The organism is uncultured Campylobacter sp. (assembly GCF_938015785.1).
GTDB lineage: Bacteria > Campylobacterota > Campylobacteria > Campylobacterales > Campylobacteraceae > Campylobacter_B.
This window is the reverse complement of sequence record NZ_CALLWC010000032.1, coordinates 12,906-28,430: the sequence shown is the minus strand read 5'-3', so window position 1 is coordinate 28,430 and position 15,525 is coordinate 12,906. Positions and strand designations below refer to the sequence as shown.

Sequence of the window (15,525 nt, the reverse complement as noted above, 5' to 3'; positions counted from 1 at the left end):
GATGATTTTAGACGAAATTTTAAAACGCATTCGCGAGGATCTCGCGCTTCGCAAAGAAAAGCTGCCCGAGGATCTGCTCGGCCGCTCGCTAAGCGCCAATCCCTATGAGCCGCGTGACGTCATAAGCGCGCTTAGAAGCGACGAGAAGAACCCGCTTCGCATCATCGCCGAGATCAAAAAGGCAAGCCCGAGCAAGGGGATCATCCGCGAGGATTTTGAGCCGCTAAGCCTTGCCGTGGAGTACGAAAATGCAGGCGCAAGCGCCTTTTCGGTGCTAACCGAGCCGCATTATTTCAGAGGCGACATCGAGTTCATCCCGCAGATCCGCCGCTATACCCGCATACCCATTTTGCGCAAGGATTTCATCGTCGATCGCTATCAGGTTCTCGAGGCGCTGGTTTACGGCGCGGATTTTATCCTGCTGATCGCCAAAGCTCTGGAAGGCAAACAGCTAAAAGAGCTGCTCGAGTTTGCCCGCAGGCTGGGACTTGAGGCGCTGTGCGAGATCCACGATAAGGACGATCTGAAAAAGGCGGTCTTCGCAGGCGCTGATATTATCGGCATCAACCATCGAAATTTAGAGACTTTCGAGGTCGATACGAGCCTGAGCGAGCGGCTAATCCCGCTGATTCCAAACGGTAAGATCATCGTCGCCGAAAGCGGCCTACACTCGCACGAGCAGCTTTTAAGCTTGCACGAAGCGGGCGTCGATGCGTTTTTGATCGGCGAGCATTTTATGCGCCAAAATGACGTCGGCACGGCACTGCGCGAGATAAAGCTCGGCGCGGGTGGCGAAATTTAAACCCGCTTGTTTGATCGCGCAAGATCAGATCGGAACGAGAAGTTAAATTTAGCAAAGAGAGCGAAATTTTAAGGCGGTAAATTTTAAAATTCGTAAAATTCGGCTGACTTTAAAATTTAGCATTTCTTTAAATTTAGCGGTTGCGACGCGATCTAATATCGCGCGCTGCGTAAGCGTTCACGCTGTGCTTTGGCGTCGTGAGTTTATTATCACGCGCTGCGCGAGCGGCTGCGGAGCGAGGTTTAAATTTACGCCTTTCGTTTGTATAACTTTCCGTCGCATCACGAGCTGGTGCAAAAGCGCGGGTTTAAATTTAGCTTTACGTTTGCGAAGCTTCACGCGTGGGGTTGCGCTTGTAGCATTGAGCGCCGAGAATTGCGCGTCTATCGTAGCGCCTTGCATACCTAGCGTACTACCCAAGCTCAGTTTTGGCGATTGTACGGCGCCGTAAATTTAATCGCAGCTCGCGACCTAAGCCGCCCAGAGGAGCTGCGCGTACGATAACTGCGCAAAGCGGGCTACTACAAAAGCAGACGGCGTAGGGGCTAGGGTTGCGATATCCTGCGATACGCCGCGATTGAGCCGTAGCTATGCCGTGATCGCGCCGCGTTAAATTTTACCGCGTGTCGCGACGGTGATTGCGGCGCAGGTTTGGCACCGCGTACCGTGCCTGCGAGTGCGTCAAAGTTTTGTTATAATGCGCCGCGCAAACGACCGTGTAGATTCGATATCGCAGTCGTGTAGGCGTACGTGCGCTTTGGCATCGCGAGCTTGTTATCGCACGCTGTGCGAACGGCTGTGGAGCGGATTAGACGCTATGTTTGCCGCGCGATGAGTGTCCGTCAAATGCGCACCAATGCCCGCCGCGGGCTTCGATCCGCAGAGTGCGTATTGCGCCGAAGCGCCCCGCGATTGCAAAGCATGTCGCGCCCTGTCGCGCGCATAACTCCGCGTCGTGCGAGCAGTGCGGGTCGCGTAAATTTAAAATTCTATGAAATTTAGAAGTTTTAAATTCCAAATTTCATAGAATTTTGCGAAACGCAAATTTTAAAATTCCATAGAATTTTGGAATTTCGGAAAGGAAAAGAGATGGACTATCTTTGCGCCCCTTGGCGAAGCGAGTATTTTACCGAAAAAAGAAGCGGCTGTCCCTTCTGCGACGCGGCGGCGGATGCGGCGTTCGACGATCGCAACGGCGTGCTTTTTCGCGCGCGGCACTGCTTTGGGGTGATGAACCTCTACCCCTACAGCCCGGGCGCGTTTATGGTCATACCCTACGAGCATGTCGATAATATCGAGTCTCTTAGCGATGATGCGTGGGCGGAGATGAGCCGCTACGTGCGCGCCGGAGTGGGGATTTTAAAGCGCACTCTGGGCGCAAACGGCGTAAATATCGGCATGAACCTCGGCGCCGCCGCGGGTGCGGGCATAGCCGAGCACGTGCACTATCATCTCGTGCCGCGGTGGCAGCGCGATACGAATTTCATCACGACGATAGCAAACGTCCGCGTAAACGGCGTTTCATTCGCCCCGCTTTTTGAGAAGCTAAAGGCGGCTTACGCGGAGATTAAAATTTAAATTCGGAAGATCGAGATGGTATCGGCATGGGTTAAAAAGAACGATAAATGGGGCTTTATCGATAAAACGGGAAAGGAGATAGCTTCTTGCATCTATGATGACATTTCGTATTTTAGCGAAGGCCTAGCATGCGTTAGAAAGAACGATAAATTCGGCTTCGTCGATAAAACGGGCAAAGAAGTTATTCCTTGCATATATGATCGGGCCGAGGAGTTTTGCGAGGGCTTAGCATGGGTTAATAAGAACGATAAATTCGGCTTGATCGATAAAATGGGTAAAGAGGTGATTTCTTGTATATATGATGATGCTTATAATTTTGAGGAAGGACTGGCGGAAGTTCAAAAAAGCGGCTATTGGGGTTTTATCGATAAAACCGGCAAAGAGATCGTTCCTTGTATATATGATGACGTTGGCGTTTTTCGCGAAGGCTTGGCGGACGTTAAAAAGAACGGTTATTGGGGATATATCGATGAAACGGGCAAAGAAGTTATTCCTTGCATATATGATCGGGCCGGGAGTTTTTGCGAAGGCTTAGCAAAGATTGAAAAGGACGGCAAATGGGGCTTTATCGATAAAACGGGCACAGAGGTAGTTTCTTGTATATACGAGCTTGCTTGGGATTTTGACAATACTTTGTGCGGATATTATGACGAAATCAAATATTGCGAAGGATACATTAAAGTCAAAAAAGGCGATAAATGGGGGCTTTTAGATAAAGATGAAAATGAAATTTTAAAACCGATATTTTACGACGAGATAGAACTCGTGAAAGTTTTAAGCGACGACTACGTCAAAATCATACTAGACGGTCGCGAAACGATCGTGAATAAAAACGGCAAGATAATATCGTAAATTTAAAGGAGAGATAATGGTTAGCGTAGAGCAAGCGATCGAGGATCTGAAAAACGGCAAAATGCTCGTTATGGTCGATGACGTCGATCGCGAGAACGAAGGCGATTTGGTGTTTGCGAGCACCTTTAGCAGCGCACAGAAGGTAAATTTTGCGATCACGCACGCTCGCGGAGTGTTGTGCGTGGCGCTTAGCCCGCAGATCGCGCAGCAGCTAGATCTAAATTTGATGGTCGATAAAAACACCTCCAGCCACGAGACCGCATTTACCGTCACGATCGACGCGAAGGGCGCCAAGACGGGCGTAAGCGCGTATGAGCGCAATATGACGATCGAGCTGATGTCGCGCGTGGGCGCTCGCGCCGATGATTTCGTCCGCCCGGGGCATATTTTCCCGCTAATCGCCAAAAGCGGCGGCGTGCTCGCCCGCACGGGCCACACCGAGGGCTCTACGGATCTGTGCCGCTTGGCTGGGCTTTCGCAAAGCGCCGTGATCTGCGAGATCGTCAAAGACGACGGCGATATGGCGCGCAGGGACGATCTGGAAAAATTCTGCGCGCAGCACGACATCAATATGATCTCGGTCGCGCAGATCGTGCAGTACCGCCTAAAGCACGAAACTCTCGTTAAATTTAGCGAGCTGCGTGACGGCGCGCTGTGCGGCGAAGCGGCGAAATTTTACGACGTGAGCGATCACGAGGGCAACGAGCACCGCGCCTATATTTTCGGCGAGCCAGAAAAGAGCGCGCAGACGAACGTGAAATTTCATAAAATTTCAAGCGATCTGGAATTTTTAAGTGATACGAAATTTAACGATTTCATGCGCGATCTGGACGTTTTGCGCAAAGAGGGCGGCGTGCTTTTGATGCTAAAATCCGCGCAAAATCGCGCCGATTTTAAGAGCTTTGGCATCGGAGCGCAAATTTTAGCGCATCTGGGCGTGAGAAAAATCAAAATTTTAAGCAAGAGCGAGCCGAAAGACTACGCGGGGCTTAGCGGTTTTGGGATCGACATAGTTTGATAGCCCATATCGATTTGGACAGCTTCTTTGTCTCTGTAGCGAGACTTGCCGATCCCGCGCTTGCGGGCAAAAAGATCGCAGTCGTCGGAGGCGGCGACGAGGAGATTTTCGGCGGCAAGAGCGAGCTTGGCAGCGTGATTTTAAGCGCGAGCTACGAGGCCAGAGCGGACGGCGTGCACTCGGCTCAGCCCGTAAAACAGGCGCTTGCTCTGTGCCCACAGCTCATTTTGGTGCGCGCCAGACATGGCGAATACTGTAAAATTTCACGCGAAATTTATGAGTTTTTGCTAAGCTTTACGCCTGAGATCGAAAAATTTAGCATCGACGAGTTTTTTCTAAATTTACGCGGCACGGCATACGACGCGGACGCACTGAGCTTTGCGGCGTTTTTGCAAAGCGAAATTATGCGCCGCTTTAGCCTTCCGTGCAGCGTAGGCCTTAGCGAAGCAAAACTGATCGCAAAGCTCGCCACGAGCCTTGCCAAGCCCTTCGGCGTGCGACAAATTCTAAAATCGCAAATCGCGCGCGAGCTGTCCGCCGTGCCTGTGGCAAAATTCCCGGGCATCGGCAAAGCGGCGCAAAAAACGCTCGGCAAATATGGCATCGTAAGCTTCGGCGACGCGCTAGGGCACAGAGAAATTTTTGAAAAGATGGGCGCAAACGGCAGGAAAATTTTCGCAGCCCTTAGCGGCGAGGACGAGGGCGAGGTCGTCTCAAAGCGCGAGCGCAAAAGTATCGGCTTTGGGCGCAGCTTCGCGCCGTGCGCCGATCGGGACGAGCTGCGGCGTAAAATTTTAATTTTGGCGCGCCATTTAGCGGGCGAAGTGCTCGCAAGGGGGCTAAAACCTGCGACGTATGATCTAAAGATCCGCTACAAATCGCGCGAGGAGTTTTCGCACCAGATCAGCCAGGATAGGGCGTTTAGCTTAAATTTGCTGAGCGAGACCGCGCTTGAGCTGTTTGAGCTCTGCGACGTGAAAAAAGGCGCGCAGATAATCCACGTAGCGCTAAATCTTTCAAATTTTAGCGGCAGATCGGGCGGCTCGCTGCTCTTTGGCGAGATCGATAAGAAGCAGCAGAGCTTGGATCGATCTTTAAGCAGGATTTGGGAAAAATTCGGCATCGAAAAGCTGAAAAAGGCGAGCGAAATTTGATTAAATTTAAAGGAAAAAGATGAAATTAGGCGAGCTATATTCGGTGATCTGCATAATCTTCGCGACGAATTTCAAGGGCGTGATAGATGAGCAGAAGTTGCGCAGCTTGGGCAAAAACTGGATCATCGTAAATAAAAATATCGAGAACAAAAACGGCCACGAGCCTTGGCAGAAAGTACAGGGCGAGGACTATGCGGCGCTCGGGCGCGATTTTGAGGTGCTAAAAGGGGCGTTTGAGATGGATTTTTTCAAGCTCATAAGCGAAAGCGAAGTGGAGCTGTTTTATGAAAAATGCCGCTTCAAAAAGCCTTTTGCAGAGCTTAAAAGCGCTCACGCGGCCAATATGTTAGCGCTGCTTGCCATGATCTTTAAGCAAAACACGGACGCGAAATCGCATAAAATTTTGACGCTTTATCTGGCGCAATTTATCATTCCTAGCTTTTCCGCGCTTGCTACGCACGTGCAGATAAACGCCAAAAGCAGCTACTACAAGGCGCTCGGATGGTTTTTGGCGGATTTTTGCCGCGTGGTTAAAGAGACGCTGGGGCTTGGAATTTAAAATTTATAATTTAAAATTTATAATTTAGGACGCGCGCTCGGTATTTTTGCGCGTTCGGCACAGAAAAGCGCTATGTAGAGATAGGTCTAAAGCTTGCTTTCGGGATTTCTTGCGCTGTAGTCGGTACAGCTCCTGCGGGCTCGACAAGCTGCTAAGCGAGGCAGGTGAATTTTATCTGCGCGGATGTAAAGTGGCTGCCTTGCGGTTTTGTGCGTCGGTGCTTGTCGTATCGCGCGCGTCGTTTTGAATTCTGCACGGCACGGCGCTTTGGTCGCGTTATGCGATCATCCAACCTTTGCCGTGTGCTACCGGTATCGAGACACCGTGCGCGTGCGTCTGCGCCGCGGTGCTGTGTGCTTCGGCAATCCGTGCGTAGCTTTGCATGCCGCACAAGGCGTCGTCGTTTGAAATTTTACGTGAGACGCCCTGTATATCGTTCGATGTCGTCGCTCGGCACAGCGCGTCTTTCGTGCTTTGCGTGTGCGACCTGGCGCAGAAGCATGGCCTCTGCACTTGCACCTGCGCGCTTTGCGTCTTTTGCCGAGCATGCGTCACGCAGCGTCCGATGCGCGCCGTTAAATTTTAAAATTTAAAACAAAGGAAAAATTTGAATTACTGGAACGAAATTTACGCTCACTTTGATCCCGTGGCATTCAGCGCGTTTGGTATAAACGTGCACTGGTACGGCATTATGTATGTTTTGGCGCTACTTACGGCGCTATTTATGGCAAAGTATTTTGTAAAAAAAGACGGCCTTGGCTTTAGCGATAAGATGCTTGATCGCTACTTTATCTGGGTCGAGGTTGGCGTCATTTTGGGCGCGCGGCTGGGATACATCGCGATCTATTCGGGCGAGGCGGCGTGGTATTTCAGCCATCCGTGGCAAATTTTCAACCCCTTTCATAACGGCGAGTTCGTGGGCATTCGCGGTATGAGCTATCACGGCGCGGTCGTCGGATTCGTGATTGCGACGGTTTGGTTTTGCAAAAAATTTAAAACCGATATGTGGGCGCTGCTCGATCTCGTGGCACTTAGCGTGCCGCTTGGATATTTTTTCGGGCGCGTGGGGAATTTTTTAAATCAGGAGCTTTTCGGGCGCGAAACGACCGAGCCATGGGGGATCTTGGTGGGCGGCACGTTGCGTCACCCAAGCCAGCTTTACGAAGCGGTTTTGGAAGGGCTGGTAATTTTCGTGATTTTATTTTTCTACCGTAAATTTAAGAAATTTAACGGCGAGTTGATATGCCTGTATGCGATGCTATATACGGCGTTTAGATTTTTCGTAGAATTTTTTAGGCAGCCGGACGACGGGCTTGGCTTTATATTTTTAAATTTATCGATGGGGCAAATTTTATCTTTGGTGATGTTTTTGATAGCAGTTTTCTTAAAGCAGTCTTTGAAGAAAAAACTAATTTGCAGAAATTAAATTAATCTAAAGTTAAAAAGTAATATAATCTCTTTACAAAAATGTAAATTTTCGTTTAGCGGGGATTTATAATCATCTTTTTTAAGGAGAACCTATGCTAGGTCGCATTGAAGGCTTTACGGGCAGATCCATAGACGGCAAAAAAAGCCGCATTATGGCTTTGCAAGACGTGGCGCAAAGCATCAGCGGGCTGATTTTGGCCTGTTTTATGCTGTGTCATATGATATTTACCGGCACGATTTTGATCGGTAAGGGCGCGTTTGAGGGCGTCGTACATTTCGCCGAACCTGGGGGAATTTATTTCGTTACAAACATCGTCGCTTTTATAATTTTCGTGATTTTCGTGATTCACGCATTTTTGGCGATGAGAAAATTTCCAGCTAATTACGCCGCTTATAGGGCGTTTAAAGCGCACAAAATGCGGATGAAGCATTGCGACACGACGCTTTGGTGGTTTCAGTTTTGGACGGGATTTTTCCTATTTTTCTTTGCGGCGGCTCATATTTTAATGATCGTATTCGGTCCGAAGATCACTGCAGATCTTGCTATCGCTCGATTCGGACAGCTTCATCTATTTTATTTTGTTTTATTGATTTTCGTAGTAACTCACGCTAGCATCGGAATTTATAGGCTTTATATGAAATGGATCAGCATAGACGGCACGAAGGCGGAGATTCAAAGGAAAAGAGCCCTCATCAAAAAGACGGTTTTCATCGTTTGGGGTGCATTTTTCTTGCTTTCGATAATCGCCGATTTCAAATGGTTAAGTTTAGAATAGGGAGCTTAGGATGAATGTAATATATTGCGATTCTTTAGTTATTGGCGGCGGTTTGGCGGGCTTAAGAGCTGCGATCGCTACCGGCGAGAAGGGGCTTAGCACCATCGTTTTGAGTCTGATCCCTGTTAAGCGCTCACACTCTGCAGCAGCTCAAGGTGGCATGCAGGCATCGCTTGGAAATTCCAAGATGAGCGAGGGCGATAATGAGGACGTGCACTTTGCCGATACGGTAAAAGGAAGCGACTGGGGCTGCGATCAGGATGTCGCTAGGATGTTTGCGCAAACGGCGCCTAAGGCGATCCGCGAGCTTGCGGGCTGGGGTGTTCCTTGGACTAGGATTACTAGAGGCGAGCGAAGCGCTATTATCAACGCTCAAAAAACCACGATCACCGAAAAAGATGAGGTTCACGGACTTATCCACAGCCGCGACTTCGGCGGTACGAAAAAATGGCGAACCTGCTATACCGCCGATGCTACGGGACATACGATGCTCTTTGCCGTTGCAAACGAAGCGCTAAAGCATAACGTAGATATTCATGATAGAAAAGAAGCGATCGCGCTAATTCACGCAAACAACCGCTGCTACGGCGCAATCGTGCGCGATTTGGTTACCGGCGAGCTGATCGCATACGTATCAAAGGGCACGCTAATCGCTACCGGCGGCTACGGCAGAGTGTATAAACACACCACGAATGCCGTAGTGTGCGAGGGTATAGGTGCTGCTATCGCGCTTGAGACCGGCGTCGCGCAGCTTGGAAATATGGAAGCGGTGCAGTTTCACCCAACCCCTATCGTTCCGAGCGGAATTTTGCTTACTGAGGGTTGCCGCGGCGACGGCGGAATTTTACGCGATGTGGATGGCTACCGCTTTATGCCGGATTATGAGCCTGAGAAAAAGGAGCTTGCTAGCCGCGACGTCGTAAGTCGCCGCATAATGGAGCATATCCGCGCAGGTAAGGGGGTAAAGAGCCCTTACGGCGAGCACGTTTGGCTTGACATATCAATCCTCGGACGCGAGCATATCGAGAAAAATTTACGTGACGTGCAAGAAATTTGCGAAATTTTCAACGGTATCGATCCTGCCGACACCGAGGTAATAACCGACGAGCAGGGCAGAAAGCGCGGCAAGGGCTGGGCTCCGATCCTTCCTATGCAGCATTACTCGATGGGCGGCATCAAAACAAAAGCTACGGGCGAGAGTCCAACGCTAGCTGGACTTTTCAGCGCCGGCGAGGCTGCGTGCTGGGATATGCACGGCTTTAACCGCTTGGGCGGAAATTCCGTCGCCGAAACCGTCGTCGCGGGAATGATCGTGGGCGAGTATTTTGCGGAGTATTGCCAAGGACACGACGTCGATATCAATACGCACGATATCGAAAAATTCGTAGATAAAGAGAAAAATTATATTAAGAGCCTGCTTGAAAAAGAGGGTAAATTTAACGTATTCGAGATCAAAAACAAGATGAAAGACGTGATGTGGGAGCATTGCGCGATCTTCCGAACCGGTGAGGGATTAGCCAAAGCCGTAAAAGAGCTCGAGGAGCTTTATAAGCAGTCCTTGGATGTCAAAGTAAGCAATAAAGAGCTTTTCGGAAATCCGGAGCTCGAGGAGGCTTATCGCGTACCGAAGATGCTAAAGCTCGCGCTTTGTATCGCCAAGGGTGCGCTTGATCGTACAGAAAGCCGAGGCGCGCACTTCCGCGAGGATTATCCGAAACGCGACGATCTAAACTGGCTAAAACGAACGCTTGCAAACTGGAAAGAGGGCGATACTATGCCTACTCTAAGCTACGAGCCACTTGATATTATGAAGATGGAGATGCCGCCTGCATTCCGCGGATACGGCGCCAAAGGCAATATTATCGAGCATCCAGACAGCGCCGTGCGCCAAAAAGAGGTCGATGAAATTCGCGAGAAAATGCAAGCCGAGGGCAAAGGCAGATATGAAATTCAAGAAGCATTGATGCATTATGAATTGCAGCCAAAATACAAAGCACCTAATGAAAGAGCAGGTATAGGATATGAGTAGAAAAATAACAATAAAGGCATTTAAGTACAATCCGTTAAGCAAAATTTCAAAGCCGCACTTCGTTACTTATGAGATCGAAGAGACCGACGGCATGACGTTGTTTATCGCGCTTAACGTGATTCGTGAGAAATTTGATCCCGAGCTAAGCTTCGACTTCGTTTGTCGCGCGGGTATCTGCGGTAGCTGCGGTATGCTCGTAAACGGTAAGCCGCAGCTTGCGTGCCGCACGCTTACTAAGGATTATCCGGACGGCGTGATCGAGCTTATGCCACTTCCATTTTTTAAGTTGCTAAAAGACCTCAGCGTTGATACGGGCAACTGGATGAACGCGATGAGCAAACGCGTAGAGAGCTGGATCCACACCGATCACGAAACCGATATCTCCAAGCTTGAGGAGAAGGTCGAGCCGGAGGTCGCGCAGGAGGTTTTCGAGCTGGATCGCTGCATCGAGTGCGGTATCTGCGTAGCTGCATGCGGCGTAGCGATAATGCGAAAAGACTACATCGGCGCCGTCGGCATCAACCGCATAGCGCGCTTTCAGATCGATGCGCTGGATAAACGCAGCGACGAGGATTTTTACGAGCTAATCGGCGATGATGACGGAGTATTCGGCTGTATGACGCTGCTAGGCTGCGAAGACCACTGCCCTAAGCATCTCCCGCTTCAAAGCAAAATCGCCTATGTCCGCCGCAAGCTTGCCGCTCAGGGCAAATGCGGCTGCGGCAAATAAAATTTAAGCGGGTTCTTCCCGCTTAAATTTATCTCTTTATCTCACTAAATTTTACTCAACAAATAAATTTCAAAAATGCTTGAGTCTGGCAAGCAAGGTAGCCTTAAATTTAATACTATCCCAAGGTATAAAGAAGTAAAATATGATCGCTTAAGATCGCAGGCGAGGGATAAGGATGAACGAAGCAAGGCTCAAAGAGCTAAAGAAAATTCTAAATGAGCGGCGTCAAAATTTAGAGCAAGGCTCGCAGGAAGATTTTAGTGCTCAAAATTTCGATGGCGAAAATTTTAATACCTCAAAATCCGTTAACTCAAATTTAAATGTTTTAAATTTCGATGCCTCGGATTTAAACAATACAGATTCTAAAACTTTAAATTCTAATGATCGAAATTTAGACGGTCTAAATTTAAACGCAGAGCGCGGTAGAAAATTTCAAAATTTAGATCCAGACAATGCTATTTTATTTAAAAATTCTAAGGCTAGAGATTACGACAAAGAGCCGATAATCATCAAAAATTATGAAAAATTTTTTGTTTATGCGCGGCTTTTTATAATTCTTCCGGTATCGGGTCTGCCGCTACTTCTTATTCGAGATATTATAGACTTCGGATATATCAATACTTACGAATATTTGCTGTCCTGCATGGCGCTATTACTAATCGCCGTTATTACTTATATCTTTACCGCAATACGCAATAAACGCGAAATAAGATTTACCGATCAATACATAGAATTTTTAGATAAAGGGGTCGTTAAAAGGCAGTGCAAAGTGGAAGAGGAAGTATTGCGTAGAAATTTTTCAACTGAAAATTTTCGCACCTCATCTTTTATTGTGCTAGTTGTATTATGTGTCGGTTCTCTGGGTCTTTTCTTGGTAGCGCTAATTTTTATGTATATAATCAATATGCTTCTAAAACTAATCGTCTATTTCTATATTAACCGTTCTTTAAAAGGATTTAAAATTTTCCCGTTTATAAAAGTCGCCAGACCTGGATATGGTAAGTATCTATACAATGCCGTTGCCATAGCGGCACACTACTATTTGATTTATTTGTATAGCAGTGAAATTTATGACGAAGTTAGAAAGTACTTTTTGCAGAAAAATATAAATATAGACTATATTAAAAAAGACTATACGGTTTTTATCTAGGAGGATATGCGAAGGGGCGGTAAATTTAAAACTAAAATTTCAATATTTTATGGTAGCCGCCACTAAATTTCGTAGCAATACTGAGTGCAAATACGGCGTAAATTTAGCGCTAAATTTTATGCGTAGAAGCGCTTGTTGAAATTCTAACCGCATGCCGCTGGGATAAATTTCGTCAGTAAAATTTTTGCACCTGCGGCATTTCTGCGCGGAATTCTATCGGTAAAATTCCGTATGCAAAATTTTGCGCCTAAACTCTCTTAAACCTCGCCCTGCGAATTCCGCTCGAGCGAAATTACCTTGTGAAATTCCGCCCGTTTATATTCGGCTAAGCTCACACTCGGTAGTATTTGTCATTTTATTTGCGGAGGTTGCTTTGAAAGAGATAAAATCCAAGCTCATCATAGCGTGCTTGGTTGTTACGGCGGGCGTATTTTGTCTGATCGCAGGCAGTGCGTTTATGGATAGGTCCAAAACTCAGCCCGCGCAAAATTCCACGGCAAGCCGCATCGCGACCTCCGGCAATTCCTCCAATCGGCCGCTAACGGACGAGGATCGCGCTGCACGAGCGAGGTACTGGCACGAAAGGCTGGGCGCCGAGTTAGATTTGGACGAGTGCGTAGTGCATGGCGATGAGCGAATGGAGTATTTCTGCAAGCTTTTGCGCTCCAAGGACACTGCGCGTATTTTGGCATTTATGCGAGAGCAGCGCATCACTGCGGGCAATCCGCTGCATTTTGGCATAACGGCGATAATGTATTCTAGCTTTTACAACGATGCAAACACCACCGAGGAGCTGATCTATCACGGAGCGGATATCAACCGCACGGACGATTTTTCTCATTCGGCGCTAAGCTATGCTATCGAAAATAACTCTACCGCCGTCGTGGAAGTTCTACTTAAGCACGGAGCTAGCTTTTCTAGCGTTAAATATGTTCGTCCGTGGCTTACATACCCTAGATACGGTGACTCCTATTTGGTTGTTACTAGCGACGCACAGGTAAAGACATATTCCATAACGCCTAAAAGCGAAGGTACTAGTGCGGTATCCGATCCACTCTATTACGCCGTAGCAGGCGGATTTTTGCAGATGACGGAGCTTATGCTTAGCAGCGGCGTAAGACCTGAGATTACGGCTTGGACGGACGATAATTGTATTGCTTTTACACTCAAACACCGCAAAGATAAGCGGCAGCTGAACTGCTCCATCTATCAGATGCTGCCGCAACGATATGACGCAAGTATGCTAAATTTGCTGCTTAAATACGATTTAGCAGGACTTCCGGACGATGAGCGTATTCAAAAAAAATACGATGACTGCCGTAAGGATTTGGATACGTTGAGGAAGTATAAGAAAATATACCTAGAGCATATGGATAATTATTGTTACGATGAGATTATTTTAGATTGGACTTTATTAAACAGCTCTAGGTATGAGCTGCTTAGATATATGATGACGGAGCGCTCAAAGTATTCGGAAAATGATGTAATCAAGCTTAACAAAGGCTCGCTGCCCGATCTTAATAGATGCGGCTCGGTAACGCCAAATACAGCGCTACTTGGTATCTACGATACGCTTATAAAGCGCTATTCCTCGCTCTGTGGCGATGAGCCTAAGGGTGCAAGCGGCTTTGATTTGGATAAATTTTTTAGATATTTGCAGTTAGAAAAATTGGAATATTATCTTAAAATAGAGTATAAAGGCAAGGTGATAAAGGTGGAGGAATACGATAAAATTTTAAGGCGCGATGCGTCTAAGCAGCTAGAGCAAGCGGGATCCAAGACTGCAGATACCGCGTCTGCCAATGAGTAAATTCTATATAAAATTTACAGACGCGATTATCGGCTTCGCAGCTGCTATGTATCTTGCAAAATTCTATAAATTACGCCGATTTAAAATTTGCGTCGTTTTGCTTTGTAAAACGCATCGAATTTTGTCGCCATGACGCAAGCGGTTTGCAAAATTCCGGCACGCATGTAAATTTTAAAAATTCCGAGAGTTGCGGCGCGTTAAATTATATAAATTTAGGCGTTAAAATTCTACCGATATAGACACCCGCGAAATTCGCCGCTTAAAATTTCGCGCTACAAATTCTTAAATTCTATCTCCAGCTGCTTGCGCCAGTCTTGTAGCGAGCGCTCTGAGCTAGCGGCGTATTTTTCAATGAGCGCGTCCGTTTTACTTAGAAACTCAAATAGCTTGCCCTCCCACACGGCAGGGTTTAGGTTGCTTTGATGCATCGTTTTGATATAAACTAGCTCCTTGCTAAGAGCCTCAAGCTCGTCTAGATAGCTCTCGCGAGCGCTTTCGTCGTGCAGCTCTAGCCGCTTTAAATCTTGCAGTTTATCCTCTAAAATATCGCAAAATTTCATATATCTTTGCGAGTTAAGCTCGGGGTCTGCGGCATCTGCGCGCGCGGAAGCCTTTTGGACCTGAAAATACACGAGCGCGCCCACCGCAAGGGCGACTGCGAACATCAAAGCGAAATTAGCCATTTTTTCTCCTTAAGCCGTCCAAGCCCACGACCGCGAGCCCGAACCAAATTAGCGAAAAGCTTAAAATTTTATAAGTCTCAAGCTCCTCGCCGTAGATAAATACCGCGATCAGCATGCTTAGCGACGGGCTGATGTATTGCATAAAGCCGATCGTAGATAGCGGCAGATACTGCGTGCTTACGGCGAAGGTAAGCAGCGGCAAAATCGTAATCAGTCCGCTTGCAAACAGCAGCGCGCCGCTTACGTTAAAGCCAAAGGCGCCGCTTCCTTTCAGCGCGCAGTAGATCAGAAATGCAAGCGCGGGCAGCAGCATCAGCGTCGTCTCGCAAAACAGCCCCTCAAAGCTAGGCACTTTTACTTTTTTGCGAATGAGGCCGTAAAATGCAAAGCTAAGCGGCAGCACGAGCGAGATTATCGGCAGCCTACCCAGCGCGTAAATTTGCACGCCGATCGCCGCAAAGGCTAGCAGCAGGGAAAATTTCGCCGCCGCGCTTAGCCGCTCGCGCAGAAACAAAGCGCCCAAAAGCACCGAAAATAGCGGATTTATAAAATATCCGAGGCTGGTGGCTAAAATTTGATCGGAATTTACCGCATAGATATAAATACCCCAGTTCGTGCTGATAAGTAGTCCCGTACAAAGCAGCGTGAGAGCGATTTGGGGGGTGCTAAGAAGTCGCACGACATTTTTTAAGCGGTGCGCAAAGCAGAGAAAAACGAGCAGCAGCAGGAAGGACCAAACGACGCGATGCGCTAAAATTTGCACCGCATCCACGTCCTTTATGAGCTTGAAAAATATCGGAAAAACGCCCCACATAACAAAGGTAGCGAGAGCAAGCATTAGCCCTTTAGTGCGGTTTTCTTCCATAAAATTCCTTCCAAATTGCCTAAAGGCGCTATTTTAAGATTTTTTGGGTTAATAAAAGCTTATTTGGGTATAATCGCGAAATTTTACAAAA

General features: G+C 47.8%; 15 protein-coding genes. 12 read left to right on the top strand and 3 right to left on the bottom strand.

Annotated features, from left to right (window positions below; all coding sequences use genetic code 11):
• Nucleotide 1 precedes the first annotated feature (1 nt).
• The 6 genes from trpC (at nt 2) to Q0393_RS04200 (ending at nt 5,963) form a co-directional block, all read left to right on the top strand.
• Nucleotides 2-802 carry an indole-3-glycerol phosphate synthase TrpC gene (gene trpC, locus Q0393_RS04225; protein WP_298978140.1) on the top strand — a complete coding sequence of 267 codons (801 nt, stop codon included), beginning with the start codon at nt 2-4 and terminating at the stop codon, nt 800-802.
• 1,089 nt (nt 803-1,891) lie between these two features.
• Nucleotides 1,892-2,380 carry an HIT domain-containing protein gene (locus tag Q0393_RS04220; RefSeq protein ID WP_298978134.1) on the top strand — a complete coding sequence of 163 codons (489 nt, stop codon included), beginning with the start codon at nt 1,892-1,894 and terminating at the stop codon, nt 2,378-2,380.
• 15 nt (nt 2,381-2,395) lie between these two features.
• Complete coding sequence (locus tag Q0393_RS04215) at nt 2,396-3,232, top strand: WG repeat-containing protein (protein WP_298978132.1); 837 nt, start codon at nt 2,396-2,398, stop codon at nt 3,230-3,232.
• Nucleotides 3,233-3,248: 16 nt separating this feature from the next.
• The gene (locus tag Q0393_RS04210) at nt 3,249-4,250 is read left to right on the top strand and encodes a bifunctional 3,4-dihydroxy-2-butanone 4-phosphate synthase/GTP cyclohydrolase II (protein WP_298978130.1); all 1,002 of its coding nucleotides are present in this window, start codon (nt 3,249-3,251) and stop codon (nt 4,248-4,250) included.
• Nucleotides 4,247-5,404, top strand: coding sequence for a DNA polymerase IV (locus tag Q0393_RS04205; RefSeq protein ID WP_298978128.1), 1,158 nt, complete (start codon nt 4,247-4,249; stop codon nt 5,402-5,404). Before Q0393_RS04210 ends, Q0393_RS04205 begins: the two co-directional genes overlap by 4 nt.
• A gap of 19 nt (nt 5,405-5,423) precedes the next feature.
• Complete coding sequence (locus Q0393_RS04200; protein WP_298978126.1) at nt 5,424-5,963, top strand: hypothetical protein; 540 nt, start codon at nt 5,424-5,426, stop codon at nt 5,961-5,963.
• A gap of 276 nt (nt 5,964-6,239) precedes the next feature.
• Here Q0393_RS04200 and Q0393_RS04195 read toward each other — a convergent pair whose 3' ends face one another.
• Nucleotides 6,240-6,482, bottom strand: coding sequence for a hypothetical protein (locus Q0393_RS04195; protein ID WP_298978124.1), 243 nt, complete (start codon nt 6,480-6,482; stop codon nt 6,240-6,242).
• A gap of 88 nt (nt 6,483-6,570) precedes the next feature.
• Here Q0393_RS04195 and lgt point away from each other — a divergent pair, with 88 nt between their 5' ends.
• The 6 genes from lgt to Q0393_RS04165 all read left to right on the top strand — a co-directional run bounded on the left by lgt (nt 6,571) and on the right by Q0393_RS04165 (nt 13,886).
• The gene (gene lgt / locus Q0393_RS04190) at nt 6,571-7,389 is read left to right on the top strand and encodes a prolipoprotein diacylglyceryl transferase (RefSeq protein ID WP_298978122.1); all 819 of its coding nucleotides are present in this window, start codon (nt 6,571-6,573) and stop codon (nt 7,387-7,389) included.
• A gap of 94 nt (nt 7,390-7,483) precedes the next feature.
• A complete protein-coding gene (locus Q0393_RS04185) occupies nt 7,484-8,167 on the top strand; it encodes a fumarate reductase cytochrome b subunit (protein WP_298978121.1) in 684 nt (227 codons plus the stop codon).
• Nucleotides 8,168-8,177: 10 nt separating this feature from the next.
• Nucleotides 8,178-10,196 carry a fumarate reductase flavoprotein subunit gene (locus tag Q0393_RS04180; RefSeq protein ID WP_298978120.1) on the top strand — a complete coding sequence of 673 codons (2,019 nt, stop codon included), beginning with the start codon at nt 8,178-8,180 and terminating at the stop codon, nt 10,194-10,196.
• Nucleotides 10,189-10,926 (top strand): fumarate reductase iron-sulfur subunit, encoded by a 738-nt coding sequence (locus Q0393_RS04175; RefSeq protein ID WP_298784469.1) that lies wholly within the window; start codon nt 10,189-10,191, stop codon nt 10,924-10,926. The genes Q0393_RS04180 and Q0393_RS04175 overlap by 8 nt, the downstream gene beginning before the upstream one ends.
• A gap of 175 nt (nt 10,927-11,101) precedes the next feature.
• The gene (locus Q0393_RS04170) at nt 11,102-12,076 is read left to right on the top strand and encodes a hypothetical protein (RefSeq protein WP_298978119.1); all 975 of its coding nucleotides are present in this window, start codon (nt 11,102-11,104) and stop codon (nt 12,074-12,076) included.
• A gap of 373 nt (nt 12,077-12,449) precedes the next feature.
• A complete protein-coding gene (locus Q0393_RS04165; RefSeq protein WP_298978118.1) occupies nt 12,450-13,886 on the top strand; it encodes an ankyrin repeat domain-containing protein in 1,437 nt (478 codons plus the stop codon).
• A 272-nt stretch (nt 13,887-14,158) separates the two neighbouring features.
• Here Q0393_RS04165 and Q0393_RS04160 read toward each other — a convergent pair whose 3' ends face one another.
• Both Q0393_RS04160 and rarD read right to left on the bottom strand, forming a co-directional pair.
• Nucleotides 14,159-14,569 carry a hypothetical protein gene (locus Q0393_RS04160; protein WP_298978116.1) on the bottom strand — a complete coding sequence of 137 codons (411 nt, stop codon included), beginning with the start codon at nt 14,567-14,569 and terminating at the stop codon, nt 14,159-14,161.
• Complete coding sequence (gene rarD / locus Q0393_RS04155) at nt 14,562-15,434, bottom strand: EamA family transporter RarD (RefSeq protein ID WP_298978114.1); 873 nt, start codon at nt 15,432-15,434, stop codon at nt 14,562-14,564. Before rarD ends, Q0393_RS04160 begins: the two co-directional genes overlap by 8 nt.
• Nucleotides 15,435-15,525: the final 91 nt, after the last annotated feature.

Coding starts and splice junctions, on each gene's coding strand:
- trpC (WP_298978140.1), top strand. CDS start 2: ATGATTTTAGACGAAATTTTAAAACGCATTCGCGAGGATCTCGCGCTT.
- Q0393_RS04220 (WP_298978134.1), top strand. CDS start 1,892: ATGGACTATCTTTGCGCCCCTTGGCGAAGCGAGTATTTTACCGAAAAA.
- Q0393_RS04215 (WP_298978132.1), top strand. CDS start 2,396: ATGGTATCGGCATGGGTTAAAAAGAACGATAAATGGGGCTTTATCGAT.
- Q0393_RS04210 (WP_298978130.1), top strand. CDS start 3,249: ATGGTTAGCGTAGAGCAAGCGATCGAGGATCTGAAAAACGGCAAAATG.
- Q0393_RS04200 (WP_298978126.1), top strand. CDS start 5,424: ATGAAATTAGGCGAGCTATATTCGGTGATCTGCATAATCTTCGCGACG.
- Q0393_RS04185 (WP_298978121.1), top strand. CDS start 7,484: ATGCTAGGTCGCATTGAAGGCTTTACGGGCAGATCCATAGACGGCAAA.
- Q0393_RS04180 (WP_298978120.1), top strand. CDS start 8,178: ATGAATGTAATATATTGCGATTCTTTAGTTATTGGCGGCGGTTTGGCG.
- Q0393_RS04175 (WP_298784469.1), top strand. CDS start 10,189: ATGAGTAGAAAAATAACAATAAAGGCATTTAAGTACAATCCGTTAAGC.
- Q0393_RS04170 (WP_298978119.1), top strand. CDS start 11,102: ATGAACGAAGCAAGGCTCAAAGAGCTAAAGAAAATTCTAAATGAGCGG.
- Q0393_RS04160 (WP_298978116.1), bottom strand. CDS start 14,569: ATGGCTAATTTCGCTTTGATGTTCGCAGTCGCCCTTGCGGTGGGCGCG.
- rarD (WP_298978114.1), bottom strand. CDS start 15,434: ATGGAAGAAAACCGCACTAAAGGGCTAATGCTTGCTCTCGCTACCTTT.